The 26,859-nt window shown below is 72.7% G+C and carries 28 protein-coding genes; 20 read left to right on the plus strand and 8 right to left on the minus strand.

Annotated features, from left to right (window positions below; all coding sequences use genetic code 11):
• Positions 1-134 precede the first annotated feature (134 nt).
• From ACY3FI_RS02405 to ACY3FI_RS02450, 10 genes are all read left to right on the plus strand, one after another.
• Positions 135-488 carry a hypothetical protein gene (locus tag ACY3FI_RS02405; RefSeq protein WP_462549137.1) on the plus strand — a complete coding sequence of 118 codons (354 nt, stop codon included), beginning with the start codon at positions 135-137 and terminating at the stop codon, positions 486-488.
• Positions 485-1,537: a peptidoglycan-binding protein gene (locus ACY3FI_RS02410; protein ID WP_462549138.1), complete on the plus strand. Its 1,053-nt coding sequence runs from the start codon at positions 485-487 to the stop codon at positions 1,535-1,537. The genes ACY3FI_RS02405 and ACY3FI_RS02410 overlap by 4 nt, the downstream gene beginning before the upstream one ends.
• On the plus strand, positions 1,534-2,259 hold the full coding sequence (locus ACY3FI_RS02415) for an ABC transporter ATP-binding protein (RefSeq protein WP_462549139.1): 726 nt from the start codon (positions 1,534-1,536) through the stop codon (positions 2,257-2,259). The genes ACY3FI_RS02410 and ACY3FI_RS02415 overlap by 4 nt, the downstream gene beginning before the upstream one ends.
• Positions 2,256-3,467 carry an ABC transporter permease gene (locus ACY3FI_RS02420; RefSeq protein WP_462549140.1) on the plus strand — a complete coding sequence of 404 codons (1,212 nt, stop codon included), beginning with the start codon at positions 2,256-2,258 and terminating at the stop codon, positions 3,465-3,467. Before ACY3FI_RS02415 ends, ACY3FI_RS02420 begins: the two co-directional genes overlap by 4 nt.
• 280 nt (positions 3,468-3,747) lie before the next feature.
• Positions 3,748-5,073, plus strand: a complete 1,326-nt coding sequence (locus ACY3FI_RS02425; protein WP_462549141.1) for a sugar ABC transporter substrate-binding protein — start codon at positions 3,748-3,750, stop codon at positions 5,071-5,073.
• A gap of 2 nt (positions 5,074-5,075) precedes the next feature.
• The gene (locus ACY3FI_RS02430; protein WP_462549142.1) at positions 5,076-6,185 is read left to right on the plus strand and encodes a carbohydrate ABC transporter permease; all 1,110 of its coding nucleotides are present in this window, start codon (positions 5,076-5,078) and stop codon (positions 6,183-6,185) included.
• Positions 6,182-7,045, plus strand: coding sequence for a carbohydrate ABC transporter permease (locus ACY3FI_RS02435; protein WP_462549143.1), 864 nt, complete (start codon positions 6,182-6,184; stop codon positions 7,043-7,045). Before ACY3FI_RS02430 ends, ACY3FI_RS02435 begins: the two co-directional genes overlap by 4 nt.
• 104 nt (positions 7,046-7,149) lie before the next feature.
• Positions 7,150-7,938: a DeoR/GlpR family DNA-binding transcription regulator gene (locus tag ACY3FI_RS02440; RefSeq protein WP_462549144.1), complete on the plus strand. Its 789-nt coding sequence runs from the start codon at positions 7,150-7,152 to the stop codon at positions 7,936-7,938.
• Positions 7,939-7,952: 14 nt separating this feature from the next.
• On the plus strand, positions 7,953-8,987 hold the full coding sequence (locus ACY3FI_RS02445; protein WP_462549145.1) for a 1-phosphofructokinase family hexose kinase: 1,035 nt from the start codon (positions 7,953-7,955) through the stop codon (positions 8,985-8,987).
• A 66-nt stretch (positions 8,988-9,053) separates the two neighbouring features.
• A complete protein-coding gene (locus ACY3FI_RS02450; RefSeq protein ID WP_462549146.1) occupies positions 9,054-11,204 on the plus strand; it encodes a PTS fructose transporter subunit IIABC in 2,151 nt (716 codons plus the stop codon).
• Positions 11,205-11,438: 234 nt separating this feature from the next.
• Here the strand turns inward: ACY3FI_RS02450 and ACY3FI_RS02455 are convergent, their stop codons facing one another.
• Positions 11,439-13,136, minus strand: a complete 1,698-nt coding sequence (locus tag ACY3FI_RS02455) for a beta-N-acetylhexosaminidase (protein ID WP_462549147.1) — start codon at positions 13,134-13,136, stop codon at positions 11,439-11,441.
• A gap of 51 nt (positions 13,137-13,187) precedes the next feature.
• Here ACY3FI_RS02455 and ACY3FI_RS02460 point away from each other — a divergent pair, with 51 nt between their 5' ends.
• Positions 13,188-14,330, plus strand: a complete 1,143-nt coding sequence (locus ACY3FI_RS02460; protein ID WP_462549148.1) for an ROK family transcriptional regulator — start codon at positions 13,188-13,190, stop codon at positions 14,328-14,330.
• A 51-nt stretch (positions 14,331-14,381) separates the two neighbouring features.
• On the plus strand, positions 14,382-15,107 hold the full coding sequence (locus tag ACY3FI_RS02465) for a DedA family protein (protein WP_462549149.1): 726 nt from the start codon (positions 14,382-14,384) through the stop codon (positions 15,105-15,107).
• Positions 15,108-15,113: 6 nt separating this feature from the next.
• On the opposite strand, the gene ACY3FI_RS02470 is transcribed toward ACY3FI_RS02465, so the two are convergent.
• Positions 15,114-15,317 (minus strand): hypervirulence associated TUDOR domain-containing protein, encoded by a 204-nt coding sequence (locus ACY3FI_RS02470; RefSeq protein ID WP_462549150.1) that lies wholly within the window; start codon positions 15,315-15,317, stop codon positions 15,114-15,116.
• A gap of 221 nt (positions 15,318-15,538) precedes the next feature.
• Here ACY3FI_RS02470 and ACY3FI_RS02475 point away from each other — a divergent pair, with 221 nt between their 5' ends.
• Positions 15,539-16,591, plus strand: a complete 1,053-nt coding sequence (locus tag ACY3FI_RS02475) for a serine/threonine-protein kinase (protein ID WP_462549152.1) — start codon at positions 15,539-15,541, stop codon at positions 16,589-16,591.
• A 49-nt stretch (positions 16,592-16,640) separates the two neighbouring features.
• Positions 16,641-17,264 carry a phosphoribosylanthranilate isomerase gene (locus tag ACY3FI_RS02480; protein WP_462549153.1) on the plus strand — a complete coding sequence of 208 codons (624 nt, stop codon included), beginning with the start codon at positions 16,641-16,643 and terminating at the stop codon, positions 17,262-17,264.
• Positions 17,265-17,352: 88 nt separating this feature from the next.
• On the opposite strand, the gene ACY3FI_RS02485 is transcribed toward ACY3FI_RS02480, so the two are convergent.
• From ACY3FI_RS02485 to ACY3FI_RS02495, 3 genes are all read right to left on the minus strand, one after another.
• The gene (locus tag ACY3FI_RS02485; protein ID WP_462549154.1) at positions 17,353-18,111 is read right to left on the minus strand and encodes an HAD-IIB family hydrolase; all 759 of its coding nucleotides are present in this window, start codon (positions 18,109-18,111) and stop codon (positions 17,353-17,355) included.
• A gap of 13 nt (positions 18,112-18,124) precedes the next feature.
• Complete coding sequence (locus tag ACY3FI_RS02490) at positions 18,125-18,538, minus strand: acyl-CoA thioesterase (protein WP_462549155.1); 414 nt, start codon at positions 18,536-18,538, stop codon at positions 18,125-18,127.
• 76 nt (positions 18,539-18,614) lie between these two features.
• A complete protein-coding gene (locus ACY3FI_RS02495; RefSeq protein ID WP_462549156.1) occupies positions 18,615-19,211 on the minus strand; it encodes a nitroreductase family protein in 597 nt (198 codons plus the stop codon).
• Between the two features lie 81 nt (positions 19,212-19,292).
• On the opposite strand from ACY3FI_RS02495, the gene ACY3FI_RS02500 reads away from it, so the two are divergent.
• On the plus strand, positions 19,293-20,216 hold the full coding sequence (locus ACY3FI_RS02500) for an AEC family transporter (protein ID WP_462549157.1): 924 nt from the start codon (positions 19,293-19,295) through the stop codon (positions 20,214-20,216).
• A 331-nt stretch (positions 20,217-20,547) separates the two neighbouring features.
• On the opposite strand, the gene ACY3FI_RS02505 is transcribed toward ACY3FI_RS02500, so the two are convergent.
• Entirely contained in the window at positions 20,548-21,384 is an 837-nt protein-coding gene (locus ACY3FI_RS02505; protein WP_462549159.1) for an exodeoxyribonuclease III, read from the minus strand.
• 128 nt (positions 21,385-21,512) lie between these two features.
• Between ACY3FI_RS02505 and ACY3FI_RS02510 the strand changes: the two genes are divergently transcribed.
• The 5 genes from ACY3FI_RS02510 to ACY3FI_RS02530 are packed head-to-tail and all read left to right on the plus strand — an operon-like array spanning position 21,513 to position 23,728.
• On the plus strand, positions 21,513-21,956 hold the full coding sequence (locus ACY3FI_RS02510; protein ID WP_462549160.1) for an Asp23/Gls24 family envelope stress response protein: 444 nt from the start codon (positions 21,513-21,515) through the stop codon (positions 21,954-21,956).
• Positions 21,953-22,144, plus strand: a complete 192-nt coding sequence (locus tag ACY3FI_RS02515) for a DUF2273 domain-containing protein (RefSeq protein WP_462549161.1) — start codon at positions 21,953-21,955, stop codon at positions 22,142-22,144. Before ACY3FI_RS02510 ends, ACY3FI_RS02515 begins: the two co-directional genes overlap by 4 nt.
• Positions 22,141-22,482 (plus strand): hypothetical protein, encoded by a 342-nt coding sequence (locus ACY3FI_RS02520; RefSeq protein ID WP_462549162.1) that lies wholly within the window; start codon positions 22,141-22,143, stop codon positions 22,480-22,482. The genes ACY3FI_RS02515 and ACY3FI_RS02520 overlap by 4 nt, the downstream gene beginning before the upstream one ends.
• Positions 22,479-23,138 carry a hypothetical protein gene (locus ACY3FI_RS02525; RefSeq protein ID WP_462549163.1) on the plus strand — a complete coding sequence of 220 codons (660 nt, stop codon included), beginning with the start codon at positions 22,479-22,481 and terminating at the stop codon, positions 23,136-23,138. The genes ACY3FI_RS02520 and ACY3FI_RS02525 overlap by 4 nt, the downstream gene beginning before the upstream one ends.
• Positions 23,135-23,728, plus strand: coding sequence for a hypothetical protein (locus ACY3FI_RS02530; protein ID WP_462549164.1), 594 nt, complete (start codon positions 23,135-23,137; stop codon positions 23,726-23,728). The genes ACY3FI_RS02525 and ACY3FI_RS02530 overlap by 4 nt, the downstream gene beginning before the upstream one ends.
• Positions 23,729-23,758: 30 nt before the next feature.
• Here the strand turns inward: ACY3FI_RS02530 and ACY3FI_RS02535 are convergent, their stop codons facing one another.
• Together ACY3FI_RS02535 and ACY3FI_RS02540 are read right to left on the minus strand one after the other, a co-directional pair.
• The gene (locus ACY3FI_RS02535; RefSeq protein WP_462549165.1) at positions 23,759-25,087 is read right to left on the minus strand and encodes a peptidoglycan DD-metalloendopeptidase family protein; all 1,329 of its coding nucleotides are present in this window, start codon (positions 25,085-25,087) and stop codon (positions 23,759-23,761) included.
• A 104-nt stretch (positions 25,088-25,191) separates the two neighbouring features.
• Positions 25,192-26,859 carry a hypothetical protein gene (locus tag ACY3FI_RS02540; protein ID WP_462549166.1) on the minus strand — a complete coding sequence of 556 codons (1,668 nt, stop codon included), beginning with the start codon at positions 26,857-26,859 and terminating at the stop codon, positions 25,192-25,194.

Genomic DNA, 26,859 nt, shown 5'->3' on the forward strand with positions numbered 1-26,859 from the left:
GACGAAGAACACCACCGCGAGGACCACCACGATCGCCGTCGCCGCTGCGCTCGCGCTGCTGCCGGGCCTGCTCGAGCACTGCGCCGGACGACGACGCGGCATCGGGTGGCAGCGCGGCCGGGTCGGACCACGGCATGGGGTACGCCGAGTGTCTGCGGGACAAGGGCTACGACGTCCCGGACCCGTCCGGCGATCGGCAGACGCAGTCGTTCTCCGCGCCCGACGGCGTCGACGAGGAGCAGTGGCGCGCCGACGTGCAGACGTGCCTGGGGGACGTCGGCGCCGGTGAAGGGATCGAGCAGGCGAAGCCAGCCGGATCGCCCGGACAGCTGCGAGCGCTGACGCAGTGCATCCGCGAGCACGGGTTCGCGGACTACCCCGACGACGCGGACGCGCAGTCGAGCTACGAGGCCTCCGATCCGGATACGTTCACCGACGTCTCGGACGACTGCTACCGCGAGGCCTTCGCCGACGGAGCCACCAAGTGACGCGCGCGTCCACCCGGCGACGCGCCGTCCTCGCCGGGACCGCCGTGGCGGCCCTGCTCGTCGCCGGGACCGGGACGTGGGCGCTGATCGACCTGCAGAACCCGTCGTCGTCCTCGGCCGCGCCCGAGACGAAGCGGCACCACGCCACCGCGGCGGTGGAGCGGGGTGACCTCACGGACTCGAAGGTCTTCGCCGGGACACTCGGGTACGGCATCCCCACCGGGGTGCTCGGCGCGGCACCGGGCACGCTGACCTGGCTGCCGGAGCCCGGGCAGGTCGTCCACCGGGACGAGTACCTGTACGCCGTCGACGAGCGCGGTGTGCGCGCCATGCACGGAACGGTCCCGCTCTGGCGGTCCCTCGAGCGCGGACGGAAGGGCACCGACGTGCGGCAGCTCAACGAGAACCTCGCCGCCCTCGGCTACGACGTCGCGCAGGACGACGTGTTCGGCCCACGGACCCAGCGCGCCGTGCGCCAGTGGCAGCGGGACCGCGGGCACCGGGTCACCGGCGTGCTGACCGCTGCGGACATCGCCTTCGTGGACGGGGACGTGCGGGTCGCGACGGTGGACGGCAGGCTCGGGCAGCGCGCCGGTGGTGACGTCCTCACCGTGACGAGCACGCGGCGCATCGTCACCGCGACGGTGTCGCAGCGTGACGCGGAACGCCTCGCGGTCGGGACGGAGGTGCGGGTCCGTGTCAACGGCGTCGGTGCTCCACTGCCGGGTGAGGTGACCGACCTGCAACCGGCCGCCGGCGAGGACTCCGGCACGAAGGTCGACGTCTCGGTGTCGTTCGAGGCCGGTGCCCGGAAGCTCCCGGCGGCGGCATCGGCGCAGGTGGACGCCGCCGGCGCGACCGAGAAGGGGGTGCTGTCCGTCCCGGTGGCCGCACTCGTGACCACCGGCAACGGGGAGTACGCCGTCGACGTCGTCCGGCGCGACGGGACGACGAAGCGGGTCGCGGTCCGGCCGGGCTTCGTCGCCGAGGGACGCATCGCCGTCACCGGCGACGTCGCCGAGGGCGACCAGGTCGTGGTGCCGGGATGAGCGGGGCGCCCGGAGTGGTCCTGTCGCTCGCCGACGTGACCAAGACCTACGGCGACGTCGGCGCGCTCCGCGGGGTGTCGCTCGACGTCGCGGCCGGCGAGCTCGTCGCGGTGGTCGGCCCGTCCGGGTCCGGCAAGTCCACGATGCTCAACGTCGTGGGCACGCTCGATCGGCCGACGACGGGATCCGTGACCATCGCCGGCAACGACGTCGCCCGGATGTCCGACGACGCCCTCTCGCGGTTGCGTGCAGAGCACGTCGGTTTCGTCTTCCAGCACTTCCACCTGCAGGCCGGGGCCACCGCCGCCGAGAACGTCGCGGACGGCCTCCTCTACACGGGGACCGCCCGGCGGGAACGGCACCGGCGGGCGATCGACGCGCTCGGTCGTGTGGGACTCGCCCACCGCGTCGACCACCGGCCGAACCAGCTGTCCGGCGGCGAGAAACAGCGTGTCGCCATCGCGCGGGCGATCGTCGGCGAGCCGACCATCCTGCTCGCCGACGAGCCGACCGGAGCCCTCGACACCGCCTCCGGCGCCGCGATCCTGGCGCTCCTGCGCGAGCTCAACGATTCTGGGACGACCGTGTTGGTCATCACGCACGACCTCGCCCTGGCTGCGTCGCTCCCTCGGCAGGTCAGGATGCGCGACGGGCGCGTGCAGGACGACTCCGGCGGCGGCTCGGCGGTGGAACTCGCGCTGGCGATCGGAGGTGCCCGGTGACCGCCACAGCCGCATCGCGACCCGGCGCCCGGATGCGGCTGGGTGGCGGCGACCTGCTCCGGCTCGGGGTGTTCGGACTCCGCACCCGACCGGGGCGGGTGGTGCTCTCGGCACTCGGGATCGCGATCGGCATCGCCGCGATGATCGCCGTCGTCGGCATCTCGTCGTCGAGCAAGGCGGAGCTCGACCAGGTCCTCGACCAGCTCGGCACGAACGTGCTCACCGCGACACGGCCCCAGGGCTTCGGGGACACGCCACCGTTGCCGACGACCGCCCTCGAGTCGGCGGAGCGACAGGACGACGTCGAAGCGGCCGCGGCCGTCGGCTCCGTGCCCGACGCGGCGGTGTACCGGAACGAGTTCATCCCCGCACCGCAGACCAAGGGGATCGGGATGATGGCCGCGTGGGGCGACGTGCCCGGGGTGCTCGGTGGCGAGTTGGCGCACGGCCGGTGGATCGACGACGCGGCTGACGCGCCACCGCAGGTCGTGCTCGGCGCTGCCGCGGCCGACGCGCTCGGGATCGACCGTGTCGACGCCGAGACCCGCGTGTGGACCGGTGACACCTGGGTGCAGGTCGTCGGCGTCCTCCGCCCGGTCCAGCTCGCCGAGGACCTCGACAACCAGGTGTTCGTGCCGCGCTCCCTGGCGGAGCAGTTCGGCTTCGACGGGGCACCGACCGCGGTCTACACCCGCGTGGACCCGGAGCGTGTGTCGGCAGCCCGGCAGACCCTCGCAGAGGCGATCCGACCGGGTGCGCCGCAGGACGTCGGCGTCACCCGGCCGTCCGACGCGCTCGCCGCCAAGAACGCCACGGACGACTCCTTCACCGGGCTGCTCGTCGGCATCGGCGGCGTCGCCCTCCTGGTCGGCGGCATCGGTGTCGCCAACACGATGGTCATCACCGTCCTCGAACGGCGTGCCGAGGTCGGGGTGCGCCGGGCGCTCGGGGCCCGGCGTCGGCACATCCGCGACCAGTTCCTGGTCGAGTCGCTGCTGCTGTCGTTCCTGGGCGGGATCGCGGGGGTGGTCATCGGGCTCGGCGTCACGGTGGTGTTCGCCCTCGCGCAGGGGTGGCCGGTCGCCGTGCCGCTCTGGGCGGTCGCCGGTGGGCTCGGCGCGACGGTCGTGATCGGCGGCGTCTCGGGGCTGTACCCGGCCGCGCGCGCGGCGCGCATCCCGCCCACGTCGGCGCTCGCCGCGGTCTGACGACACCGGGGGTGGAGGCGACCACCCGCCAGGCCCGGTGCCGGTCCGCGTGACCGGCGCCGGGCCTCCAGACCGTCGTCCGGAGAGGAGCTGATGATGCCTGGTCATGACCAGTTCGTCAAGCGCGAGGAGCGATCCGTTCCACGACCGTGATCCCGCGGAAACATGCGGATCACGCGCCTCCACGACCTCTCCACAGACCATTGACAACCTGCCTCCCAGGGTCTTCACTTGCGAATACGCAACGTCCTTTCATAAAGGTCGGACCAGAGGAGTCAACGTGACACGCACGCGTTTCGCCGCACTCGGTGCGCTCGCCCTCGCAGGCGCGCTCGCCCTCACCGGGTGCTCCGCCGGAGGCAACGCCGCCTCCGACGGCGGCACGAAGTCCATCGGCACCCCCGATGGCAAGGGCAAGACCATCACCGTCTGGATGATGAACGGCGACCTGAGCGACAAGGTGCTCCAGGCGGCCGAGCAGGAGTTCACCGAGAAGACCGGGGCGAAGGTGAAGCTGCAGACCCAGCAGTGGGACGGCATCACCACGAAGCTCACCACCGCGCTCGCGCAGTCCGACGCCCCCGACGTCGTGGACCTCGGCAACACGCAGGTGCCGGTGTACGCGGCGACCGGCGGGCTGCAGGACCTGACGCCGTACGCCGACGAGCTCAAGGACGGGCAGACCTGGCTCGACGGGCTGGCCGGCCCGGCAACGGTCGACGGCAAGCTCTACGGGGCGCCGCTGTTCGCCGGCAACCGCGCGGTGATCTACGACAAGGAGGTCTGGGCGAAGGCCGGCGTCACCGGCGTGCCGGAGACCTACGACGAGCTCACCGCCGACCTCGACAAGGTGAAGGCCGCGAACCCGCGCAGCGACTTCTCCGCCTTCTACATGCCCGGCCAGTACTGGTACGGCGGTCTCCAGTGGGTGTGGGACGCCGGCGGTCAGATCGCGAAGGAGAAGGGCGGCAAGTGGACGGGCACGCTCGACTCCTCTGACGCCGTCGCGGGCCTGACGAAGTGGAAGGACTTCCAGAACGCCTACTCGGCGAAGTCGACGCAGGACATCAACACCGACAAGCCCTCGCAGAGCGACGTCTTCGCGCAGGGGAACACCTCGGCGTTCCTCGGGTCGGCCTGGGAGATCGGGTCGATCACCACGGCGAAGCCCGCACTGAAGGACCGCATCGGCACGTTCCCGATGCCGTCGCAGACGTCCGGCAAGACCCAGCCGGTGTTCCTCGGCGGCTCCGACCTCGGCATCCCCGCCAAGGCGCAGCACCCCGAACTGGCCCGGTACTACCTGAAGATCCTGACCTCGAAGGAGTTCCAGAAGGACCAGGTGTTCGGGGTCGACGGCTGGGAACCGAACTCGACCGAGCTGCTGTCGGCGGTGTCCGGTGACGTGGACGAACTCCACAAGCCGTACTTCGCGGCGGCCTCGACGAGCCGGCCGACCCCGGCGACGCCGGGCTGGGCGACCATCGAGGGCGACGCGAGCTTCCAGACGATGTTCGCCGACGTCGCCACGGGTCGGAAGGACCCGAAGGCAGCGGCGGAGGACTTCTCGAAGCACCTCACCTCGGCGCTCAACGCGGAACAGTAGGCATGTCCTCGACCACGTCGACGGAGACCGGCTCGGCGGACCTCGCCGGGCCGGTCTCCGGCACCACGGGCACCGCCGGCGGCGTCGCCGCCGCGCCGGTCGGTCGGAGCGGGCGGCTCGGGTCGCGCGGTCCCCGCGGCCGCGCCGGTCGCGATGGCCGTCCTGGAGGCGCGGGTCGGCTCGGCCCCGCCGGTCCCGCCGGGCGGGGGCGCCGGTCCGTCACCGGCTCTCGCGCGCCGCTGGTGCTGCTCGCCCCGGCGGCCCTGCTGCTCCTCGCCCTCGTCGTGTACCCGCTCGTCCGGCTCGTCGTCATCTCGTTCCAGGACTACGGCCTGCGGGCGATCTTCACCGGGCAGGCCGGGTTCGCCGGGCTGACGAACTACACGAACGTCCTCGGCGACGCGAGCTTCTGGCCGGTCATCCTGCGCACGGTGGTGGTCACCGGCTCGATGGTCGTCGGCACGCTCGTGATCGGCATGGCGGTCTCGCAGCTGCTCACCCGGCTCGGCACGGTGATGCGGACCGTCGTCAGCGTCGTGCTCGTGCTGGCGTGGGCGATGCCGAACGTCGCCTCGAGCCTCGTCTGGCAGTGGCTCTTCCAGCCGTTCTACGGCGTGGTCAACTGGCTGGTCACCCGGCTCGGGGTCTTCGGCGACCACACGCAGGACAACTGGGCGTCGCACCCGGCGCAGGCGTACACGATCGTGCTGACGCTGGTGATCTGGCAGGCCGTGCCCTTCGTCGCGCTGACGCTCTACGCCGCCCAGTCCCAGATCGCGCCCGAGTACTACGAGGCCGGGGCGCTCGACGGGGCCTCGGCGTGGGCGATGTACCGGGCGATCACGCTGCCGGCCCTCGCGCCGACGCTGCTCCTCGTGACGATCCTCTCGGTGATCTGGGACTTCAACGTCTTCAACCAGATCTGGCTGCTCACCAAGGGCGGGCCGGAGGACGCCACCCTCACGCTCGGCATCTGGACCTTCGTGAAGTCGTTCGTCTCGAACGCCTACGGCCAGGGCGCGGCGATCGCCGTGATCTCGACGCTCATCCTCGGTGCGCTCACCAGCTACTACATCCGGCGGCTCGTCCGCAGCGGGGAGGAAGACCTGTGACCACCACCACACGGACGACGGCCACCGCCCCCCGTCGTCGCCGGAAGCCCCGGGTCTGGGCGAACACCCTCGCGGTGCTGTTCTGCCTGGTCTGGGTGTTCCCGATCTACTGGATGGTGAACACCGCGTTCAAGCCGTCCGACGAGGTCACCACCCTCACGCCGATCTGGGTACCGCTGCGCCCGACCTTCGACAACTTCGCCCGGGCGCTCACGCAGGAGGGCTTCCTCGTCTACCTGCGGAACTCCGCGATCGTCGTGGTCGCGGCCGTGCTGCTCTCGATCGTCGTGGGCTTCCTCGCCTCGGCGGCGCTGTCCCGCTTCCGGTTCCGCGGGCGGCGGGCGATCCTCGTCGCGATCCTCTTCGTGCAGATGATCCCGTCCGGGGCGCTGCTCATCCCGCTGTTCCTGTCGTTCCAGTCCCTCGGGCTGCTGAACAGCTACCTCGGGCTGATCCTGGCGTACGTCGCGAGCACCCTGCCGTTCTCGATCTGGGTCATGCGCGGCTTCTTCGTCGCGGTGCCGATCGAGATCGAGGAGGCCGCGAAGACCGACGGCGCGGGGACCTTCCGGATCCTGTGGAGCGTGCTCTTCCCGCTCGTCATGCCGGGCGTCATCGCCACGAGCGTGTTCGCGTTCATCGCGGCGTGGAACGACTACCTGACGGCGTACGTGATGCTCAAGGACCAGGGGATGTACACGCTGCCGGTGTGGCTCGCGGGCTTCTCGACGAACAAGGGCACCGACTACGGCGGACTGATGGCGGCGAGCGTGCTGTTCTCGCTGCCGGTCGTGGTGTTCTTCCTCATCGTGCAGCGGCGGCTCGTGAGCGGGATGACGGCGGGCGCGGTCAAGGGGTAGCGCTCGACACCTTCGTTCCTGTTGGTTCTGGAACGGAACAGTTGCGTTCGTGTGACTTTCGGACGTACAGTTCCTGAAACCAACGGGAACGAAGGAGTTCGGGCATGTACGCAACCGAGCGGCACGACGCCATCGCCGCCGCGCTGCAGTCGGCCGGGCGGGTCTCCGTCGCCGACCTGGCCGAACACTTCGACGTCACCACCGAGACCGTCCGCCGCGACCTCGATGCCCTCGAATCCGCCGGGGTCCTCCGCCGCGTGCACGGGGGAGCGGTCCCCGTCGGCCGTTCGAGCGTCGTCGAGCTCACCGTCGCCGAGCGCGAGGGGCAGCACGGCTCCGCGAAGACCGCGATCGCCCGGGCCGCGATGCGCCTGGTCCCGCCGACCTTCACCGGCTCGATCGCCCTCGACGCCGGCACCACCTGTGCCGCCGTCGCCGCCGAACTCGCCCGCTGGACGCCGGCTGTCGACGGCGCGACCATCACGGTCGTCACGAACTCGGTGCCGATCGCCGCGACCCTGCAGCACAGCGCCCACGTCGAACTGCACCTGCTCGGCGGTCGGGTCCGCGGGGTCACGAGTGCCGCGGTCGGCACCGCCACCGTCGAGCAGATCGGTGCGCTCCGTCCCGACATCGCCTTCGTGGGCACGAACGGCCTGTCTGCAGGGTTCGGGCTGAGCACACCGGACGAGTACGAGGCTGCCGTCAAGGGCGCCTACGTCCTGGCCGCGCGTCGGAGCGTCGTGCTCGCGGACGCCGCCAAGCACGGGGTCGAGGCGCTCATGCGCTTCGCCCGGCTCGACGAGGTGGACACGATCGTCACCGACGAACAGCCCCCGGCGGACCTCGCCGGCGCGCTCGCCGAAGCGGACGTGGAGGTCGTCGTCGCATGAGCACCAGCACGAGCATGAGCACCAGCACCAGCACCAGCACCAGCACGCGCTCGAGCAGCACCCGCATCGTCACCGTCACGCCGAACCCCAGCCTCGACCGCACCATCGAGCTCGCGGGCGAGCTGCAGCGCGGCGCCGTCCAGCGCGCCACCCGGTCGACCGCCGAGCCCGGCGGCAAGGGCGTCAACGTCTCCCGTGTCGTCGTCGCGAGCGGCGGCGACACCGTGGCGGTGCTGCCCGGCGACGAGCTCGACCCCGTCCTGTTCGGCCTCGCGACCCGGGGCATCCCGACCGCGGCCCTGCCGATCGGCGCGCCGCTGCGGTCGAACGTGACCGTGACCGAGCCCACCGGCACCACCACGAAGCTCAACGAGCCCGGGCCGTCCCTCGCCGGGCGCCTCGACGAACTCGCCGAGCTCGTCGCGCGCGCCGCCGGACCGACCGCCACCGGCCCCGCCGCCGGGTGGGTCGTCCTCGCCGGCTCGCTGCCCCCGGGGCTCCCGGACGACGCGCTCGCCGTCCTCGTGCGCGCTGTCCGCGCCCGACACGGCGACGCGGTCCGGATCGCCGTCGACTCGTCCGGCCTGCCGTTCACCGCGCTGCTGCAGTCGGGCGAGCACATCGACCTGGTGAAGCCGAACGCCGAGGAGCTCGCCGAGGTCGTGGGCGGCGACCCCGAGGTGTACGAGCAGGACCTCGACGCCGCCGCTGACGCCGCCCAGCGCCTCCGCGAGCGCAACGTCGGCACCGTCCTCCTGACCCTCGGCAGCGCGGGCGCGGTCCTCGTCTCCGAGCACGGCAGCCACGCCGCCGCCGCGCCCCGGATCGTCGCCCGCTCGACCGTCGGCGCGGGCGACTCCGCTCTCGCGGGGTACCTGCTCGCCGAGGTCGCCGGCCGCTCGCCCGAGGACTGCCTCGCGCAGGCCGTCGCCACCGGAGCCGCGGCGGCGGCCCTGCCCGGCAGCGACGTCCCCGCCCTCGACCACACCGACCCCGGTGCGGTCACGGTCCGGCCGCTCACACGGCGCACCGCCCCCGAACCCGCCTGACCCGCACACCTCCCCGAACCCCGCACGACCCGCGCCCCGCGGCGCCCTTGCAAAGGAGCAACCCCCATGTCCGTCAACACGAGTCCACGCCTCATCAGCGTCCAGCTCGTCGGTCTCGACGAGGACCTCGGCGCCACCTCGAGCGACGTCATCCGCGTGCTCGCGGACCGCGTCGCGGCGACCGGTCGCGCGGCCGACGGTGCAGCGCTCGCCGAGGACGCCATCACGCGTGAGGCCAGCGTCGGCACCGGCGTCCCCGGCGGCATCGCCATCCCGCACGCCCGCTCGGCGTCGGTGTCCGAGCCGACCCTGGCGTTCTCGCGTCTCGCCCGGAAGGTGCCCTTCGGTGCTCCGGACGGCGACGCCGACATCGTCTTCATGATCGCCGTGCCGGAGGGGGCCGACAAGGACCACCTCACCGTCCTGTCGACGCTCGCCCGTGCCCTCATCCGCGAGGACTTCACGTCCGCGCTCCGCGCCGCATCGACCCCGCAGGAGATCGTCGACCTGGTGCAGCGTGAGGTGGGCGGCGAGGTCGCCGACGCCGGCGTCGGGAACGCGAGCCGCGCCTCCAGTGCGACGCCGGGGGCGACCACGACGGCCGCGACCGCCGCTGCCGGCGCGACCACGGCAGCCGGTGCCGGCTCGACGACCGGCGGCGCCCGCAAGGTCATCGTCGGCGTCACCGCCTGCCCGACCGGCATCGCGCACACCTACATGGCCGCCGACGCCCTCGTCGCCGCCGCCCAGCGTGCAGGTGCCGAGATGCACGTCGAGACGCAGGGGTCATCGCAGGTCGAGCCCCTCGACCCCGCGCTCATCGCCCGCGCCGACGCCGTCGTGTTCGCGGTCGACGTCGACGTCCGCGACCGCGGCCGCTTCGCCGGCAAGCCGCTCGTCTCCGGCCCGGTCAAGCGCGGCGTCGACGAGCCCGACAAGATGATCGCCGAGGCGCTCCGCGCTGCCGACGACCCGCACGCAGCGCGCGTGCAGGGCGGCGCAGCCGTCGCCGGCGAGACGACCAAGCAGGACGAGCACTTCGGCCAGGCGCTCAAGCGCTGGCTGCTCACCGGTGTCAGCTACATGATCCCGTTCGTCGCCGGCGGTGGCCTCCTCATCGCGCTCGGCTTCCTGCTCTCGGGCTACGGCATCGCGCTGCAGCACGGTGACTCCGGCCAGAACAACGCCGTCTACGCGCTGACGCACTACACGCTGCTCAACCTGCCGCCGGAGGGCCTCGGCTACTACCTCGGAGCCGCCGCGTTCCAGATCGGTGGAGTGTCGCTCGGCTTCCTCGTCGCCGCGCTGGCCGGGTACATCGCCTACGCCATCGCCGACCGACCGGGCATCGCGCCCGGCTTCGTCGCCGGATCCATCGCGGTCTTCATGAACGCCGGGTTCCTCGGCGGCCTCGTCGGCGGTCTCATCGCCGGTGGCGCCGCGTACTGGATCGGACGGATCCCGACCTGGCGCTGGCTCCGCGGCCTCATGCCGGTCGTGATCATCCCGCTGTTCGCGTCGATCATCGCCTCGGGCCTCATGCTCCTCGTGCTCGGCGGTCCGATCGCCTGGCTGATGACGCAGCTCACGGCATGGCTCAACTCGCTCAACGGCGCCTCGGTGATCCTGCTCGGCATCATCCTCGGCCTCATGATGGCGTTCGACCTCGGTGGGCCGGTCAACAAGGTCGCGTACTCGTTCGCCGTCGCCGGGCTCGGTGCGGGCACCGCGAGCAACGTCGTGCCGTTCGAGATCATGGCGGCCGTGATGGCTGCGGGCATGGTCCCGCCGCTGGCCCTCGCGCTGGCGTCCACCGTGCTCTACCGCAAGGGCTTCACCAAGCCGGAGCGTGAGAACGGCAAGGCCGCGTGGCTGCTCGGGGCGTCGTTCATCTCCGAGGGCGCGATCCCGTTCGCCGCGGCCGACCCCCTGCGGGTGATCCCGGCGTCGATGGTCGGTGCCGCGATCACGGGTGCGATCTCGATGGCGGCCGGGGTGACCTCGCGCGCGCCGCACGGTGGTGTCTTCGTGTTCTTCGCGATCGACTCGTTCATCGTCTGGGTGCTGGCGATCCTGGCCGGCACGGTGGTCTCCGCGTTCGTCCTGGTCGCACTGAAGAAGTGGGTGCGTCGGACTCCGGCCGCGGACGCCGCCGCGGCCTCCGAGGCCGCGGTCGCCGGCGAGACGGTCGGGCAGCGCGCGCCGGCTGCGGTGTGACGCGGGTCGACTGACCGACGGACGGGAGGCGCGGTGCCAGCTGGCACCGCGCCTCCCGTCCGTTGCGGTGTGGGTCGGCGGCGGTGCCGCACGCAATGGCGGGCGGGGCTCGTCGAGTGGGCACGACACGCCGCGTGCTCGACGCCGTGGGTGCACGATCCGTCGCCGCGAGGTGCCGAGGGTGACAGAACGTGCACGCTCGGGGGAGGGGCGGCCGCCGCCAACCGGCGCCGGTCAGTCGGCGATGTTGGCGGTCACGGCGTCGATGTACGCGGCACGTTCCTCGCGCGAGTGCGGCCGACCGGGCACCCCGGGCCGCTGCTCCCACGGGAACGGCCCCGCCTCGTGCCGGTACTCGATCCCCATCGCCTCGAGGCGGGCGAGATGCTCGGACAACCGCCCGCGGAACTCGGCCACGTCGCGCGGCCCCGCGGCGTCGGCAGACCACAGTGCCTCGGCGAGGGCGGCCACACGGGGGAACAGCTGGTAGTCGAGCTTCCGCGCGCTGTCGACGTGTTCGGTCCACATGTTGCCCTGGCCGCCGATGACGTGCGCGCGCTCGGCCTCGGTCAGGTCGTCCGGCACGGGGTCGAAGGCGAACACGTCGTCGACGGTCAGCACGATCGACACCGGGATCGGCTCGGTGGGCAGGTCGCTCTGCCGGTAGTCGAGGTACACCTGGTCGTCAGGCGCCGAGATGACGTCGTGGCCGCGTCGAGCCGCCGTCCGTGCGCCGGTGAGCCCGCGCCAGGACACCACGGTGGCCGACGGGGAGAGCGTGCCGCCCTCGAGGATCTCGTCCCAGCCGAACGCGCGACGGCCGGCGGACTCGAGGTGGGACGCGAGTCGTCCGATGATCCACGCCTGCAGCTGTTCCTCGTCGGCGAGGCCGAGCTCACGGATGCGCTCCTGCGTCCGCGGGTCCTGCTCCCACTGCACCTTCGGGCACTCGTCGCCCCCGATGCCGATGTACTCGCTCGGGAACAGGGCCAGGACCTCGTCGAGGACGTCCTGGAAGAACGCGATCGTCGACTCCTCGGCGTTGAGGACGTCGTCCGCGATGCCCCACTCGGTCCACACGTCGACCGGGCGCCCGGTGACGCCGAGCTCCGGGTAGGCGGCGAGCGCGGCGCGGACGTGCCCGGGCGTCTCGATCTCCGGCACGACCGTGACGAACCGGTCCGCGGCGTACGCCACGATCTCGCGGACGTCGTCCTGCGTGTAGAAGCCGCCGTGCGGGCGGCCGTCGAAGCCCGCGGGCCGGAGCACACCGTCGACGTCGGGGACGTGCGCGCCGACCTGGGACTCGGCGCGCCACGCGCCGACCTCGGTGAGCCGGGGGTACTTGCGGATCTCGATCCGCCAGCCCTGGTCCTCGGTGAGGTGGAAGTGCAGCCGGTTCAACCGGTGCGCCGCGAGCTGGTCGACGACGCGCATGACCTCGTGCTTGGTGCGGAAGTGGCGGGCCACGTCGAGCATGACGCCGCGCCATGCGAAGGCCGGGGCGTCCTCGACCACGGTCGACGGCACGGACCACGGGCCGTCGCCGACCCGGCCGCGGCGGTACACGTCCGCCGGCAGGGACTGCAGGAGCGCCTGCACGCCGTAGAACACCCCGGCGGCCGAACCGCCGACGACCTCGACGTGTTCGGGCGTCACGGTCAGCCGGAAGGCCTCGGAGCGGTCGCCGCCGGGTCCCTCGGGGAGCGAGGCGTCGTCCGCCACGCGCAGGGTGATCGTGCCGGACGCGAGCGCGGTCGGGTCGGTGTCGTCCGGGGCGTCGCGCAGCGGCAGGCCGGTCGATCCGCGGAGGGTCTGCTGCAGGTACAGTCGGACCGACTCGCTCGCGTCGTCGGCGGCGATCCGCGTCGCTGCGGTGATCGCGAAGGCGCCGACGCCCGGTTCGGCACGGCGCGGTCGTGGGATGAGCATGACGCAGTCCACCATTCCTCAATGATCTTTCGTAATGTGGAGGCTATGGCCGTGGACGAGACCGTGTCAACGCTCACCGCGGGGGCCGTGGGGAGCACGCCGGGCATGCTGCGCCTGCTGAACTCCCGCGCGATCCTCGCCGAGCTCCTCCGCGACGACTCCTCGCAGACCGTCACCGAGCTGAGCCGCGGCGTCGGGTTGTCCCGGCCGACCGTCGAGGCGGCGCTCGCGGACCTCGTCGACGAGGGCTGGGTCACCGAGGCCGAGGCGATCGCCACCCCGAACAAGGCCGGACGGCGGGCGAAGCGCTTCCGGGCGGACGCCCGAGCCGGATCCGTGCTCGGCGTCGACCTCGGCCTGCACGGCATCGTCGGGCTGCTGTCGGACCTGCGTGGCGAACCGCTCGCCCGGGTCGAGGAGACCTACGCCGACCTCGCCTCCGCCGAACAGGCGTGGGAGAGCGTGCAGGACGTCGTCCGACGGCTCGTCGAGGGCACCGACCCCTCGCGCCTGCTCGCCGCGACCTTCGGCGTCCCCGCGGTCGTCGACCGTTCCGGAGCGATCGACTACACGGTCGCCGTGCCGCAGTGGGTCGAGCGTCGGGTGCCCGGCCGCATCGAGGACCTCTTCCCGGACGCGACGACCTCCTTCGACAACGACGCCAAGCTCGCGGCGACCGCCGAGGCGATGTGGGGCCGCTTCCGGGGTGTCCGCGACGGCCTCTACCTCGTCATGGGGCGCCAGATCGGTGCGTCCTTCCTCGTCGACGGCGCGCTCGCGCGTGGTGCGCGCGGTGCAGCCGGCGAGATGGGCGGCCTGGCTGCCACCGGCTGGCCGAGCGCACCTGGCCGACTGGAGGCGCGCCTGCCGCCCGGCGCGGACCTCGAGTCCGTCCTGGCGTCGGCGCGGGCAGGGGACGCGGACGCCGTCGCGGTGGTCCGCGCCTTCGCCGCGGACGTCGCACCCGGGGTGGTGCAGCTCATCGCGACGCTCGACCCCGAGGTGGTCGTCGTCGGCGGCGAGGTCCTCCCCGCCGCGGCCGTCTTCGCCGAAGCGCTGGTCGCGATCGTGACGCCGCAGCTCCGGCACCCGGTGGAGATCGTGCCGTCGACGGTCGGCCGCGACGCCGTCGCCCGTGGTGCACTCGCCCGGTCGCTGACGCACGTCCGGACGGAGCACATGGGTCTCGGCTGACGCCCAGGCTGCGTGCCGGTTCCTGGCAGGCCGCTCAGCCATGATCGACGGATGACGACTGCCCTGGCCGTTCCCGCCCGGACCACGACCGTCGCCGCGAGCGACCCCGACATGGGCGGGCTGTCGGGGCTCGTCCTGCAGCTCATCGACGCCCTGGGGGAGTGGGGTGTCGCGCTCATGCTGTTCGTCGAGACCGTCTTCCCGCCGATCCCCTCCGAGGTGATCCTGCCGCTGGCCGGCTTCCTCGCCGGTGCCGGGCGGATGAACCTGGTGCTCGTCCTGCTGCTCGCGACGCTCGGGTCGTACCTCGGGGCGCTCGTGCTCTACTGGCTCGGGGCGGTGATCGGCTTCGAGCGCACGACCCGCTGGCTCGGCAAGCTGCCCCTGGTCGACGAGGACGACTTCCGGAAGGCCGCGGCCTGGTTCCACCGGCACGGCAAGAGCGCGGTGTTCTTCGGCCGCTTCGTGCCGATCGTCCGCAGCCTGATCTCCCTGCCGGCCGGCGCCGACCGGATGCACCTCGGCACGTTCTCGGTCTTCACGATCATCGCGAGCGGGATCTGGAACAGTGCGCTCGTGCTCCTCGGGGCGGCCTTCGGCACGCAGTACGACAAGGTCGAGCAGTACACGGAGTGGATCGACCGGGTGCTCTACGTCGCGATCGCGGTGGTCGTCGTGACGTTCGTGGTCCGACGCGTCCGCCGGGCCCGGGCACAGAAGGCGGAGCGGACGGCACCAGCCCGCGGGCGCCGTCGCGCGACGCCCGCGAACGACTGACTGCCGTCAGGCCTTGGTCAGCGCCGACTCCTTGTGCGCGGCCTTGTTGCCCGACTTCTCCGACTCGACGATCCAGTACGGGTCGTCGTCCGTCGGCTTGAAGTCCTGACCGTCGAACGTGAAGTCCTTCGTCTTCTTCTCGACCGTCTTGCCCGTCGTCTTCCCCTGCGAGGTGTTCCAGTGGACCTTCTCGCCCTTCGACAGTGCCATGTCATCCTCCTTGCGCAGTTCTGCGTGTGAACGCTCACACCTGGAACCGCCGACCGTACCCCGATGCATCCGCATGAACTCGGGGAAGGAGCGGGAAGATGTCCCCCATCACGATGTCATAACGCGCGCCCGATCCGGTCATGGGACGCGTACCGTACGAGGTGAGTCATCACGCCGGCATTCGCCGTGCTGCACCAGGCTCCAGACGGATCGACACCACCATGACCCTGCTCGACGGCGCACGGACGGAGACCGTCCTCTCGGGCCGGTACCGCCTCGTCAAGCTCATCGGGACGGGTGGGATGGGGTCCGTCTACGAGGCCCGCGACGAGCACACCTACCGCGCCGTCGCCGTCAAGCTCTTCGCGACGCCGGACTCGATGACCACCGCCGACCGGGTCCGCCAGGAGCGCGAGATCCGGCTGCTCAGCATGCTGTCGCACCCGGGCCTCGTGCCGCTGTACGACGCCGGCACCCACGAGTTCGACGACGGTCCGCACCGGTTCATCGTGATGGAGCTGATCGCTGACACGACGCTGCTCCGCCGACTGGCCGAGGGCGCGATGCACAACTACGAGGTCGCGGACCTCGGTGCCCAGCTGGCCGACGCCCTCGGCTACGTGCACTCGCGCGGGATCGTGCACCGCGACGTGAAGCCCGCGAACATCCTGATGGGCGACGAGGGCTCCGCCGGCTTCGCCCGGACGGTCAAGCTCACCGACTTCGGTGTCGCACACTTCGTGGACGGCTCCCGGTTGACGAACGACGGCACGATCATCGGCACGGCGGCGTACCTCAGCCCGGAGCAGGTCGCCGGGGAACCGATCGGCTTCGCCACCGACGTCTACTCGCTCGGCCTCGTGCTGCTCGAGGCGATCACCGGCAAGCAGGAGTACTCCGGCACCCTGATCGAGGCCGCCCTCGCCCGGCTCCGCCGCGACCCGGAGATCCCCGACGACATCGCTCCGGAGTGGCGTGCGCTGCTCGCGGACATGACCGCGCGCGACCCCGCCCGTCGACCGACCGCCGTCGCCATCGCGAGCGCCCTGCGCGGCGGTTCGACCCAGATCACCGGGCCGGTGCCGCTCGGCCCCGCGCGCGAGGAGCACAAGCGGGCGCACCGGATGCACCGCGCGGCGCACCGGCACGCGAAGCGCGGCACGTTCGTCGTCGCGACCCGCTGGCGCCGCCGGAACGTGCTCGTCGGTACGTTCGCGACCGTCGGCGTGCTGCTGGCCTGCACGGCGTCGTACGTCGCAGGCACGCTCCACTGATCCGCGCCGAGACAGCACGCGCCCCGGGGTCCCTGGCAGGATGGACGGCATGACCGACCAGCGATGGATCAAGATCTGCGGCCTGTCGACCCCGGAGACGGTGGACGTCGCCGTCGACGCGGGAGCCGACGCGGTCGGGTTCGTCTTCGCGGCCGGCAGCCCCCGCACGGTGACGGCCGACCTGGCGAAGGAGCTCGTCGAACGGCTGCCCGACGGCATCGACGCCGTCGGGGTCTTCCGCGACCAGCCGATCGACGAGGTCGTGGGCATCGCGTCCGCGGTCGGACTCACGACGCTCCAGCTCCACGGCGGCGAGGCCGCGACCGACTTCGCCCGTGCCCGTGACGCCGGGTTCTTCACCATCCGCGCCGTCGCGGCCGAGGACTACCTGCGCGAGACCCCCGAGCAGCGCGCCGCGTACGACCACGACCTGCTCCTGCTCGACGCCGCGGTGCCGGGCAGCGGTCGGCTCGTCGAGCCGTCGACGCTCGCCGGACGCGTGGACGAGGCGTGGATCCTCGCCGGTGGGCTCACCCCCGCCAACGTCGTCGCGGCGATCGAGGCGCTCGACCCCGACGGCGTGGACGTGTCGAGCGGTGTCGAGTCCGAGCGCGGCGTCAAGGACGTCGCGAAGGTCCGCGCGTTCATCGAGGCGGTCCGCAGCATCCCCTGAGCCGTTCCGGAGGCCCTGTGGGCGACCAGACGGCGGTCTGGAGGCGCGGGGCGGGCCCGCCCCGCGCCTCCTGACCGGTGGGTGCGCGTCAGCGCAGGGTCGGGATCAGCTCCGCCAGGAACGCGTCGGTGTCCTCCCAGCCCTCCACCGCGTGGCAGGGGACGCCGAGCGCCTTGACCGGGTAGTCGTTGCCCTCGGGGTCGAGCCGGTCGCCGACGAAGAGCATGTCGTCGAGCGCGATGCCGGTGATCTCGGCGAGGCGCTGCATGCCGTAGGCCTTGTCGATGCCCTTGCGGGTGATGTCGACGCTCGTCGAGCCGCCGGAGCGGACCTCGAGGTCGGGGAGCTCGGCCTGCACGCGCCGGCGGAGGTCGTCCTTCTTCGCGCCGGTCGGGTCCCACTGCTTCTTGACGTCCACCGGTGCGGCCTGGCCGAGCGCGGAGAAGGTGATCTGCGAGCCGCGGTCCTCGAGGATGTCGCCCCAGGTCTCCGACTCCCAGTACCCGGCGTCCTTCGCCTGCGCCTCGACCGCGGACAGGGCGCGAGCCTTCTGGTCGTCCGTGAGGTCCTCGGCGTACTGCAGGGCCCAGTCGTCGCCGGCCCAGCGGTAGTACGCGGTGCCGCAGGTCGGGAGGAGGTGGAGGTCGTCGAGGACGAGGTCCGCCCGGCGGCGGAGCGGCGTCACGAGCTGCTGTTCGAACTGCTGGAAGTTGCCGCCGGAGATGACCGCCACGGGGACGACCTCGAGCAGGGACGCGAAGGTCTCGAGCATGCGGGGGTCGAGTGCGGACTTCGAGGGGGCGAGCGTGTCGTCCAGGTCGAAGGCGACGAGGCGGGGCGTGGTCATGCCCCCGATTCTGTCAGGCCCGGTGGGTGGTCGGCACCCGGTCGCGCGCATACGTGATGTCGGTGTACCCGTGCGGTGCCGGGTTGCCGTCCTCGTCGAGGTTCACGAACACGACCTCGTCGATCGTCAGGATGCTCTGGTGCGTGAACAGGTTCCGGGCCTCGGCGCGCATCGTGAGCGACGTCCGGCCGAACCGGGTGGCGACGAGCCCGATCTCGACGATGTCGCCCTCCTTCGCGGAGGAGACGAACTCGATCTCGGACATGTACTTCGTGACGACCTTGCCGTTGCCGAGCTGGATGATCGCGTACACGGCAGCTTCCTCGTCGATCCAGCGGAGGAGGCTGCCACCGAAGAGCGTGCCGTTGGCGTTGAGGTCCTCGGGGCGGACCCACTTGCGGGTGTAGAAGTTCATCTCGTGTTGCATGTTGCACCAGGATACGCCGACGGCCGGACCCGAGGGCCCGGCCGTCGATCGGCGCGCGGTCCGCCGCGTGCCTCGGCTACTCCTTGACCAGGACGACCTCGTCGAGGGGGAGGCGGGTGCGCGGTGCCACCTCGCGCTCGGCGGCCTTGTCGTCGAGCTGCGACGGGTCCGCGACCGTGCCGATCGCCGTGACCGTGAACGGCAGGAGGCGCTCCGGCAGGTCGAACGCCGCGCGCAGGCCCTCGGCGTCGATGCCCGCCATCTGGTGCACGTGCAGCCCCTCGGCGTGCGCCTGGACGGTCAGCGCGGCGAGCGACTGGCCGAGGTCGTACTGCGCGAACGGACGGGCCTCGCCGTCCTCCGTCACGGTCTCGAGGATGCCGACGACGAGCGCGCTCGCCCGGAACGCCCACGCGGCGTTGAAGCCGAGCAGGTTGTCGGTGATCTTGCGGAACGTCTCGGTGCCACGGCGGCCGGCGACGAAGCGGCGCGGCTGGTGGTTCATCGCGGACGCGGCCCAGCGTGCGGCCTCGAGGACGGCGTCGAGCTGCTGGTCCGAGACGGTCGCGGTCTCGTCGTAGGAGCGCGGGCTCCAGCGCTCCTCGAGGAGCGGGACCAGGGGCTGGCTGGAGTCGGTCGATCGCGAGAGCGTGGTGGAGGGCGTCGAGGTCATGGTGCGTGCAACGGTACGCAGGGCGCAGGCATTTCCGGCCTGTACGACGTCACATGTCGTGCGGGTGCGAGGATGGGGGCGATGGGTGGCGTGTTGACCGGGTTCGCGATCATCGGCGCGATCATCGCTGCCGGGTACGTCGTGGGGCGCACCGGGCTGCTCGGACCGCACGCGCAGTTCGTGATGAGTCGGCTCGCGTTCTTCGTGCTCATGCCGTGCCTGCTCTTCCACACGATCGCCACGGCGCACATCGCCTCGCTGCTGTCGCCGATGCTCTGGGTGTCGCTGGTCAGCGCGGTCGCCGTCGCCGCGGTCGCCGCCCTCGTCTTCCGCGTGGTGCTCCGCCGGTCGGCAGCGACCACCACGATCGGTGCGCTGGCGTCGTCGTACGTGAACGCGAACAACATCGGGCTGCCGGTCGCGGTCTACGTGCTCGGGCAGGCCACCGCGGTCGTTCCGGTCATCCTGCTGCAGCTGGTCGTCCTCGCACCGATCGCGCTCACCGTGCTCGACACCGCGACCGCGGCGGGCGGCAGCCGCTGGCGTCGGATCTCCGGGCCGTTCCGGAACCCGATCATCATCGCATCGCTGCTCGGACTCGTCTGCTCGGCCACCGGGCTGCGACTGCCCGATCCCGTGCTCGAGCCGTTCTCCCTCGTCGGGGCAGCCGCTGTACCGGTCGTGCTGCTGTCGTTCGGCATGGGCCTGCACGGCTCCGCTCCGCTGCGGGACCCGGCGATCCGTGCGGACGTCGTCGTCGCGTCGGCGTTCAAGCTCGTGGTGATGCCGGTCGTCGCGTTCGTGGTCGCCCGGTACCTGTTCGGGCTCGGCGACCAGGACGTCTTCGTGCTGACGACCCTCGGGGCGCTGCCGGCGGCGCAGAACGTGTTCAACTACGCGCAGCGGTACGGAGCGGCGGTGCCGGTGGCGCGGGACGTGGTGCTCGTGACGACGATCGGGGCCGTGCCGGTGCTCGTCGTGGTGGCGGCGCTGTTGCACCCGTAGGGGCGGGCGGGTGGGCGGGCTGGCTGGCTCGCTCCGCGAGCGGGCCTCTTCTGTCACGTTCGGCGGTCAGGGGCGACGGGTTCTGCCCGCTCGGCGGACCGCCGGCGGCGTGTCTTGCCCGCTCGCAGCGGGGTGGCGGCGCGGCAGGCGTCGGAGGGGAGGCACGGGGCGGGCGGGCACCGTGCCTCCCGCCCGGTGGGTGGTCGGACGGGAGGCGCGGGGCGGGCGGGCACCGCGCCTCCCGTCCGGTGGGTCGTCACGTGGACGGCGGGGCGTGCTCCACCCGCCCGCGCGCGTGGGCAGTGCCCCTGGTCCGCACGCCGTGCGCGCGTCAGAAGATCATCGGGCGGTCGTCGTCGAGGGACGTCTCGAGGTCGAGGTCGACCGACACCGGCACGTGGTCGCTCGGCGCATCGCCCTTCCGCTCGTCACGGTGGATGCGCGCGTCCGACACGACGTCGGCGAACGCCTCGGAGCCGAGCACGAAGTCGATCCGCATGCCCTCGTTCCGTGGGAAGCGGAGCGACTTGTAGTCCCAGTAGGTGTACCCGTCCGGCACGATCGGCCGCACGACGTCCTGCAGCCCGCGGGCCTCGAACTCGCGGAAGGCGGCACGCTCCGGCTCGCTGACGTGCGTGGCGCCCTCGAAGACCGCCATGTCCCACACGTCGGCGTCGAGCGGGGCCACGTTCCAGTCGCCCATGAGCGCGAGCGGCGTCTCCGGCGAGGCCGCGATCCACTCGGCGGTGCGGTCCGCGAGCTGGGCGAGCCAGTCGAGCTTGTACGTGTAGTGCGGGTCGCCGAGCTCGCGGCCGTTCGGCACGTAGAGGCTCCAGAGGCGCACACCGTCCACGGTGACGCCCATCGCCCGGGCCTCGACCGGCAGGTCCGGTCCCTCGTGTCCCTTGAGGAAGCCCGGTTGCCCGGGGAAGTCCCGCGTGACGTCCTCCATGGGCAGACGGCTGGCGAACGCGACGCCGTTCCACTGGTTCAGGCCGTGCGCCTCCACCTGGTAGCCCGCCGCCTCGAACGCCTCGACCGGGAACTGCTCCGGCTTGCACTTGATCTCCTGCATGCCGAGGACGTCGACGTCCTCGCGCACCAGCCAGTCGACGATCCGCCCCACTCGGGTGCGGACGGAGTTCACGTTCCAGGTCGCCACGCGCATGGCATCGAACCTACCCGGCGCCACTCGGACGCCGCGCCGCGTGCACGTTCCGAGCACCCACCCGCACCGTGGTGTTCCCTGGAGGCGGACCACCGGTCCAGCGAACGACGACGGCAACGGAGGCAGTGATGACGACGACGAACCCGGTCGACGGACCGGACACCACCGGGACCACGACGATGCAGGTCACCGCGGCGGGCCGCACGATCATCGACGACGCCGTCGTGGCGAAGGTCGCCGGCATCGCCGCACGTGCCGTGCCGGGCGTGCACGCACTCGGCGGCAACGCCGCCCGCGCGTTCGGCGCCATCCGCGACGCGGTCGGCTCGACCGCCCTCGGCCAGGGCATCCGCGTCGAGGTCGGCCAGACGCAGGCCGCGGTCGACGTCACGATCGTGGTCGACTACCCCGTGCCGATGCAGACCGTGGCGGACGCTGTACGCGCGGCCGTGGCGGACGCCGTCACCGACCTCGTCGGCCTCGAGGTCACCGAGGTGAACGTCGCGATCGTCGACGTCGACGTCCCAGTGCCCGACGCGCCGGCGACCGAGTCGGATCGCCGCGTCCGATGAGCGCCACCGTCGTCGGCACGCTCGTCGGGGCGGTCCTCGGGATCGTCGCCGTCACGCTCGGCTTCTGGGCGTTCGTCGTGGTCGCGGTGTTCATGCTCGTGGGCGGTCTGGTCGGCCGGATCGTGTCGGGCGACCTCGACCTGCGTCGACTCGCGGACGTGCTGCGCGGACGCCGGAGCTCGTCGTGAGCGCGGCCGTCGTGGCCGGGTCCGACCGCATCGCGCCGGCGGCCCTCACCCACACCGCGCAAGCAGTCGCAGCCGAGGCGCTCCGGGTGCCCGTCCGCCATGCGCGTGCCCGGGTCGCCGACGACGGTCACGGTGCGCTGGCGGTCGAGATCACCGCCCCGCTCACCCTGCCCGTGCTCGGCACCCACGCACTCCCCGACGAGCCCGTGCTCGTGACGGCGCACCGGGCGCGGGCGGTGATCGCCGAGCGGCTCAGGGTCATCACCGGCCGACAGGTGCAGCGCGTCACCGTCACCTTCTCGTCGTCGGTCGTCGCTGCGCCGGGTCGGCTGCGGTGAGCGGCGTCGACCGGGCACGGCAGACCGTGGCCGAGGGGTTCCCCGGACACCGTGACCCCGCGGCGCCGACGACGCCCGTGCACGCCAGGGTGTACCGGCGGGTGCTCCGCCGCGCCACCCACCGGTCCCGGTCCGGCACGGTGGTCCTCGCGGTGCTGCTGCTCCTCGTCGTCGCCGCGGCCGCGATCACCGCTGCCGCCCTCGTCCTGCTCGACCAGCGCCTGCTCGGGGTCGACCCGCGCGGCGTGGTGGACGCGGCGGTCCGGGCCCCGCGCGACCTCGACACGACCGCCGTCGTCGGTGTCGCCGCCGTCGTGGCGGTCCTCGGGCTGTTCCTGGTGCTCCGCGGCCTCCTGCCGCAGCGCCGACCCCGTCACACGATGACGTCGGACCGGCTCGCCGTGGTCGTCGACGACGAGGTGCTCGCCTCCGCCGCCGCACGCGCAGCCCGCTCCGTCACGCGCCTCGGCCCGGACGCGGTCGTCGGTTCCGTCGGGCGCCGCACGGTCGAGGTGGTGCTCCGCCCGGCCGCCGGGGTCGACGTCCCCGCGGTCGCCGCCGCCGACGCCGTCGCGACCGAACTCGACGCGGTCGACGCGCGACCGCCGCTCACCTCGCGGGTGCGGGTGCAGCCGAGCGGGCGGGTGGACGGGTGAACGCCACGAACCGGGTGCTCGGCCGGACGGTCCTCGTGCTCGTCGGTCTGGTGCTGCTCGTCGCCGGGGTCGCAGCCGTCCTCGTGGAGACGGTGCCCACGGCGTCGTCCGCGTGGATGCACCACGCGTCGGCAGCCGGCGTCCTCGGAACCGACGCCGACCGGGCCTCGTCGGTGTCGGCCTGGACGTGGGTACTCGGCAGCGGGGTCGTCCTCGCCGTCCTCGCGCTGGTCGTGCTCACCACGATCGGCGGTGGGCGGACCGGGACTGTGGTCGAGGACGACGGGTCGGCGTCGGGCGTCGCGGGCTCGGTCCGGATCGAGGCCGCCGCGCTCCAGCAGGCGCTGTCGTCGGCGGTCGGGGCGCTGCCGGCGGTGGCGTCGCTCGCCGTCGACGTGTACCGGGTGCAGGGTGTCCGCGCGGTCCGCATCCGCGTGCACCCTCGGCGTGGGGCGGCACCGCGAGACCTGGTGACGGCGGTGGAGGGGATCGTCACGGACCTCGACGGCCTGCTCGGGGACCGGCTGCCGGTGCTGCTCGAGATCGCCCGCGGCGGTGCCGGCTCCGGCCGTGAGGTCCGCGTGCGCTGACCCGCGCCCGCGAACGCCCCGCGGAGTGGGTCAGAAGCGCACGCCGCGGTTCGCCATGAACGGTGCCGGGTCGATCGTCACGCCGCCGGTGTGCACCTCGAAGTGCGTGTGGCACCCGGTGGAGGCGCCCGTCGAACCCACGAGGGCGATGAGCTGCCCGGCGGACACGCGCTGCCCCGGGGACACCCGGAAACCTCCGTTGACGATGTGGCCGTACGCGGTCTGCACGCCGCCGGCGTGGCTGATCCGCACGTAGTTGCCGTACCCGCCGTACCAACCGACGTAGTCGACCGTGCCCGAGGCCGCCGCCACGATCGGTGTCGAGCAGCCGCTCGTCAGGTCGAGTCCGTCGTGCTTCGTGACCACGCCGGTGATCGGGTGGACCCGGTACCCGTACGGGCTGATGACGTAGCCGCCCGCGGGTCGGACCCAACCGGACCCCGACCCGGAGCCGACCGAGCCGCCGCCCCCGGCGCCGCCGGACGAACCGCCACCGACCGAGCCGCCGCCCGACGCCGGGGCTGCCTGCGCCGCCGCCAGCGCCCGGAGGTACGCGTCGCGAGCGGCCTTCTCCTCCGCCGCCTTGCGGATCGCCTCGCCCTTGGCGAACTCCGCCTCGGTCCGGACACGGCCGGACGTCAGGGTCGCGAGCTGGGCGTCGAGCCGGGCCTTGTTGCTCTGCTGTTCGTCGTAGGCGGCCTGCACCTTGTCCGCCGCCGCCTGGGACTCCTGCATCTTGCGCTCGGCCTCGGCCGCGAGGTCGTCGAGCGCCTCGGCCGCGCGGTCCGCCTGCGCCGTGAGGGAGCTCGCCACCGCGGCGTCGTTCGTCGCCGCGGCCTCGACGCGCTCGGCCTGCTCGGACAGCTTGCTCAGCGCACCGAGGTCGTAGAGGAGGTCGCGGGCGTCCTCGCCCCCGGTGATGACCGAGGCGGTGACGTCTGCACCGCCGGAGCGGGCCATCTGCGCGGCGAACTGACCGGCCTGCGCCGCGCTCTGCGCCGCGACCTCGGCGTGCTCGTCAGCGTCGGCGCGGAGTCGCTGCTCACGCTCGGCCGCGTCCTGCGCGTCCTTCTGCGCCGCGAAGAACACGGTGCCGAGTCGCTCGGCCTCGGCCTCGGCCGCGCGCACCTTCTGGGAGAGCCCGTCGATGATGCCGCGGATCTCGGTGATCTGGCTCTGCTTGGCGGACTCCTGGCCCCGGGCGGCCATCACCTCGTCCCACGAGGGGTACGTCGCAGCGCTCGCGGTGGGCGCGTCGAGCACCACCGTGCCGAGCAGGCCCGACAGCGCGAGGGCGGTGGCGGCGAGACGGAGACGGACGGTGGCACGCGTGGCGCGGTGGCTGGTGGGGCGAGTCACGGGGTCGAGCCTATACATCCGTACAGGCCTGTCAGACCGTCGGCGCGCCGCTGTGGAGAACCGAGACGACCGATCGTCGTCTGGGCGCGGGTCGGGAGCAGTGGTCAGAAGCCCCGCTCGCGGAGGATGCGGTCCGCGCTCTGGACCACGTCCCGCTGCAGCACCGCGGCGCCCGGCGTGCCCGCGTAGTCGTGGATGTCGAAGCCCCGACAGTGCGTGATGGTGGCCGGGCGGCCGAGGGAGTCCTCCACCGCCGTCGTCCACAGGTCGTTCGCGCCGATCACGACGAACGTGGGCCGGGCGTCGCGGTAGGCGCCGAGGTCCACCAGCCACGGGTAGGTGTCGAACGTGTCCCGGACCTGCAGCAGCTCGACGTCGTCGGCGGCGTACGCGGCGAGGGGACGCACGGTCCAGAACTGTCCGACGCCGGTGACCTGTCGGCCGTCCGCCCACCGGTCGAGGCACGCGGCACCGGACGAGCGGGCGTCGACCACGGTCCGGACCGTGCCCGGTGCGGTGGCGGCACCGGCGACCAGGACGAGGGCGCCCGCGACCGCGAGCACCACGCGGAGCCCACGGCGCGGACGGTGGACGCGGGTGCCGTGCACCGCGGTGCGGACGAGCTCGCCGACCGCGACGACCGCGAGCAACGGTGCCGTGACGACCGGCTCGAGGTAGCGGGGCGTGTCCGACCCGGCGAGGACCACGCCGACGCTGACCGCGACGACGGTGACCACGGGCAGCGCGGTCGCGACGAGCACCGTGCGCGAGGTCCGCACCCGCCACGCCCAGACCGTGCCGCCGACCGCGACGAGCACCCCGCCGAACACGAGCAGCAGCCCGGCGTCGCCGAGCCCCGACGCCGCGCGGTCGTCGGTGAGGGCGGCGAAGAACCGGAGGGTGTCGGCGGCCCGTTCCGGGTGCACGTAGGACGACGGGTCGAGGGACACGAACGGCCGCAGCGGGATCCGGAGCAGGTACCCGATGGTGGACCCGGCGGCGAGCGTCACGCCGAGCACGACGGCGACGCGGCGCGGCACCCGGCGCGCGAGCACGAGGAGCAGGAGCGTGGCGACAACCGGACCGGCGGACCACGGCACGTAGAGCGGGTTCGAGGCCGTCGTGCACGCGGCGACGAGGCCGAGCACCACGACGACCGTCGGCGAGGCCCGGTCGACCCGGACGGCCCGCAGCACGAGCACCGCGGTGCCGAGCATCGCGAGCACCACCCCGTAGTAGTACGTGGTCGTGAGCAGCAGGGACGCGAGTTCGAGCGAGGTCGCCGTCCCGCTCGACTCGGTGAGGACCGTCAGCGTCAGCAGTCCCACCGCCAGCGCGCTCACCGCGATGCGCGCCGATCGCCGGGCCGCTGGCATCAGCTCGTTCGCCGCAGCCCGGAGCAGGGCGTACACGGCGAGCAGCACGAGGACGCCGTTCAGCGCGAGGGCCTGCTGCGGTGTGGCGGTGACCAGCGAGCAGAGCAGGTAGACGGGCAGTTCCGGGAAGAAGAACAACGCGGGGGACATCGCCCACTCGAACGGCTGCCCGAGCCGGATCGAGCGTTCGACGAGCGGCAGCAGGACGGAGTCGCCGTCGTACCAGAGCAGGGCGACCCGGTCGGTCCCCAGGAGGTGGCGGAGGGCGATGACGGACAGGGCCAGCGCGACCAGGGCGCCCAGCGCCTCCCGTCCGACGGCGGCGAGCCGTCCGCGCCGACGGAGGCGGCTGTCGTCCGGCGCCACCTCGGTTCCGGGGCGGACGGCGGTGGGCAT

This window comes from Curtobacterium sp. RM9 (assembly GCF_054956955.1).

Excerpts from the sequence above, each read along its gene's own strand:
- ACY3FI_RS02405 (WP_462549137.1), top strand. The coding sequence starts at position 135 with ATGGGGTACGCCGAGTGTCTGCGGGACAAGGGCTACGACGTCCCGGAC.
- ACY3FI_RS02415 (WP_462549139.1), top strand. The coding sequence starts at position 1,534 with ATGAGCGGGGCGCCCGGAGTGGTCCTGTCGCTCGCCGACGTGACCAAG.
- ACY3FI_RS02430 (WP_462549142.1), top strand. The coding sequence starts at position 5,076 with ATGTCCTCGACCACGTCGACGGAGACCGGCTCGGCGGACCTCGCCGGG.
- ACY3FI_RS02440 (WP_462549144.1), top strand. The coding sequence starts at position 7,150 with ATGTACGCAACCGAGCGGCACGACGCCATCGCCGCCGCGCTGCAGTCG.
- ACY3FI_RS02445 (WP_462549145.1), top strand. The coding sequence starts at position 7,953 with ATGAGCACCAGCACCAGCACCAGCACCAGCACGCGCTCGAGCAGCACC.
- ACY3FI_RS02450 (WP_462549146.1), top strand. The coding sequence starts at position 9,054 with ATGTCCGTCAACACGAGTCCACGCCTCATCAGCGTCCAGCTCGTCGGT.
- ACY3FI_RS02455 (WP_462549147.1), bottom strand. The coding sequence starts at position 13,136 with ATGCTCATCCCACGACCGCGCCGTGCCGAACCGGGCGTCGGCGCCTTC.
- ACY3FI_RS02465 (WP_462549149.1), top strand. The coding sequence starts at position 14,382 with ATGACGACTGCCCTGGCCGTTCCCGCCCGGACCACGACCGTCGCCGCG.
- ACY3FI_RS02470 (WP_462549150.1), bottom strand. The coding sequence starts at position 15,317 with ATGGCACTGTCGAAGGGCGAGAAGGTCCACTGGAACACCTCGCAGGGG.
- ACY3FI_RS02475 (WP_462549152.1), top strand. The coding sequence starts at position 15,539 with ATGACCCTGCTCGACGGCGCACGGACGGAGACCGTCCTCTCGGGCCGG.
- ACY3FI_RS02480 (WP_462549153.1), top strand. The coding sequence starts at position 16,641 with ATGACCGACCAGCGATGGATCAAGATCTGCGGCCTGTCGACCCCGGAG.
- ACY3FI_RS02485 (WP_462549154.1), bottom strand. The coding sequence starts at position 18,111 with ATGACCACGCCCCGCCTCGTCGCCTTCGACCTGGACGACACGCTCGCC.
- ACY3FI_RS02490 (WP_462549155.1), bottom strand. The coding sequence starts at position 18,538 with ATGCAACACGAGATGAACTTCTACACCCGCAAGTGGGTCCGCCCCGAG.
- ACY3FI_RS02495 (WP_462549156.1), bottom strand. The coding sequence starts at position 19,211 with ATGACCTCGACGCCCTCCACCACGCTCTCGCGATCGACCGACTCCAGC.
- ACY3FI_RS02500 (WP_462549157.1), top strand. The coding sequence starts at position 19,293 with ATGGGTGGCGTGTTGACCGGGTTCGCGATCATCGGCGCGATCATCGCT.
- ACY3FI_RS02505 (WP_462549159.1), bottom strand. The coding sequence starts at position 21,384 with ATGCGCGTGGCGACCTGGAACGTGAACTCCGTCCGCACCCGAGTGGGG.
- ACY3FI_RS02510 (WP_462549160.1), top strand. The coding sequence starts at position 21,513 with ATGACGACGACGAACCCGGTCGACGGACCGGACACCACCGGGACCACG.
- ACY3FI_RS02515 (WP_462549161.1), top strand. The coding sequence starts at position 21,953 with ATGAGCGCCACCGTCGTCGGCACGCTCGTCGGGGCGGTCCTCGGGATC.
- ACY3FI_RS02540 (WP_462549166.1), bottom strand. The coding sequence starts at position 26,859 with ATGCCCACCGCCGTCCGCCCCGGAACCGAGGTGGCGCCGGACGACAGC.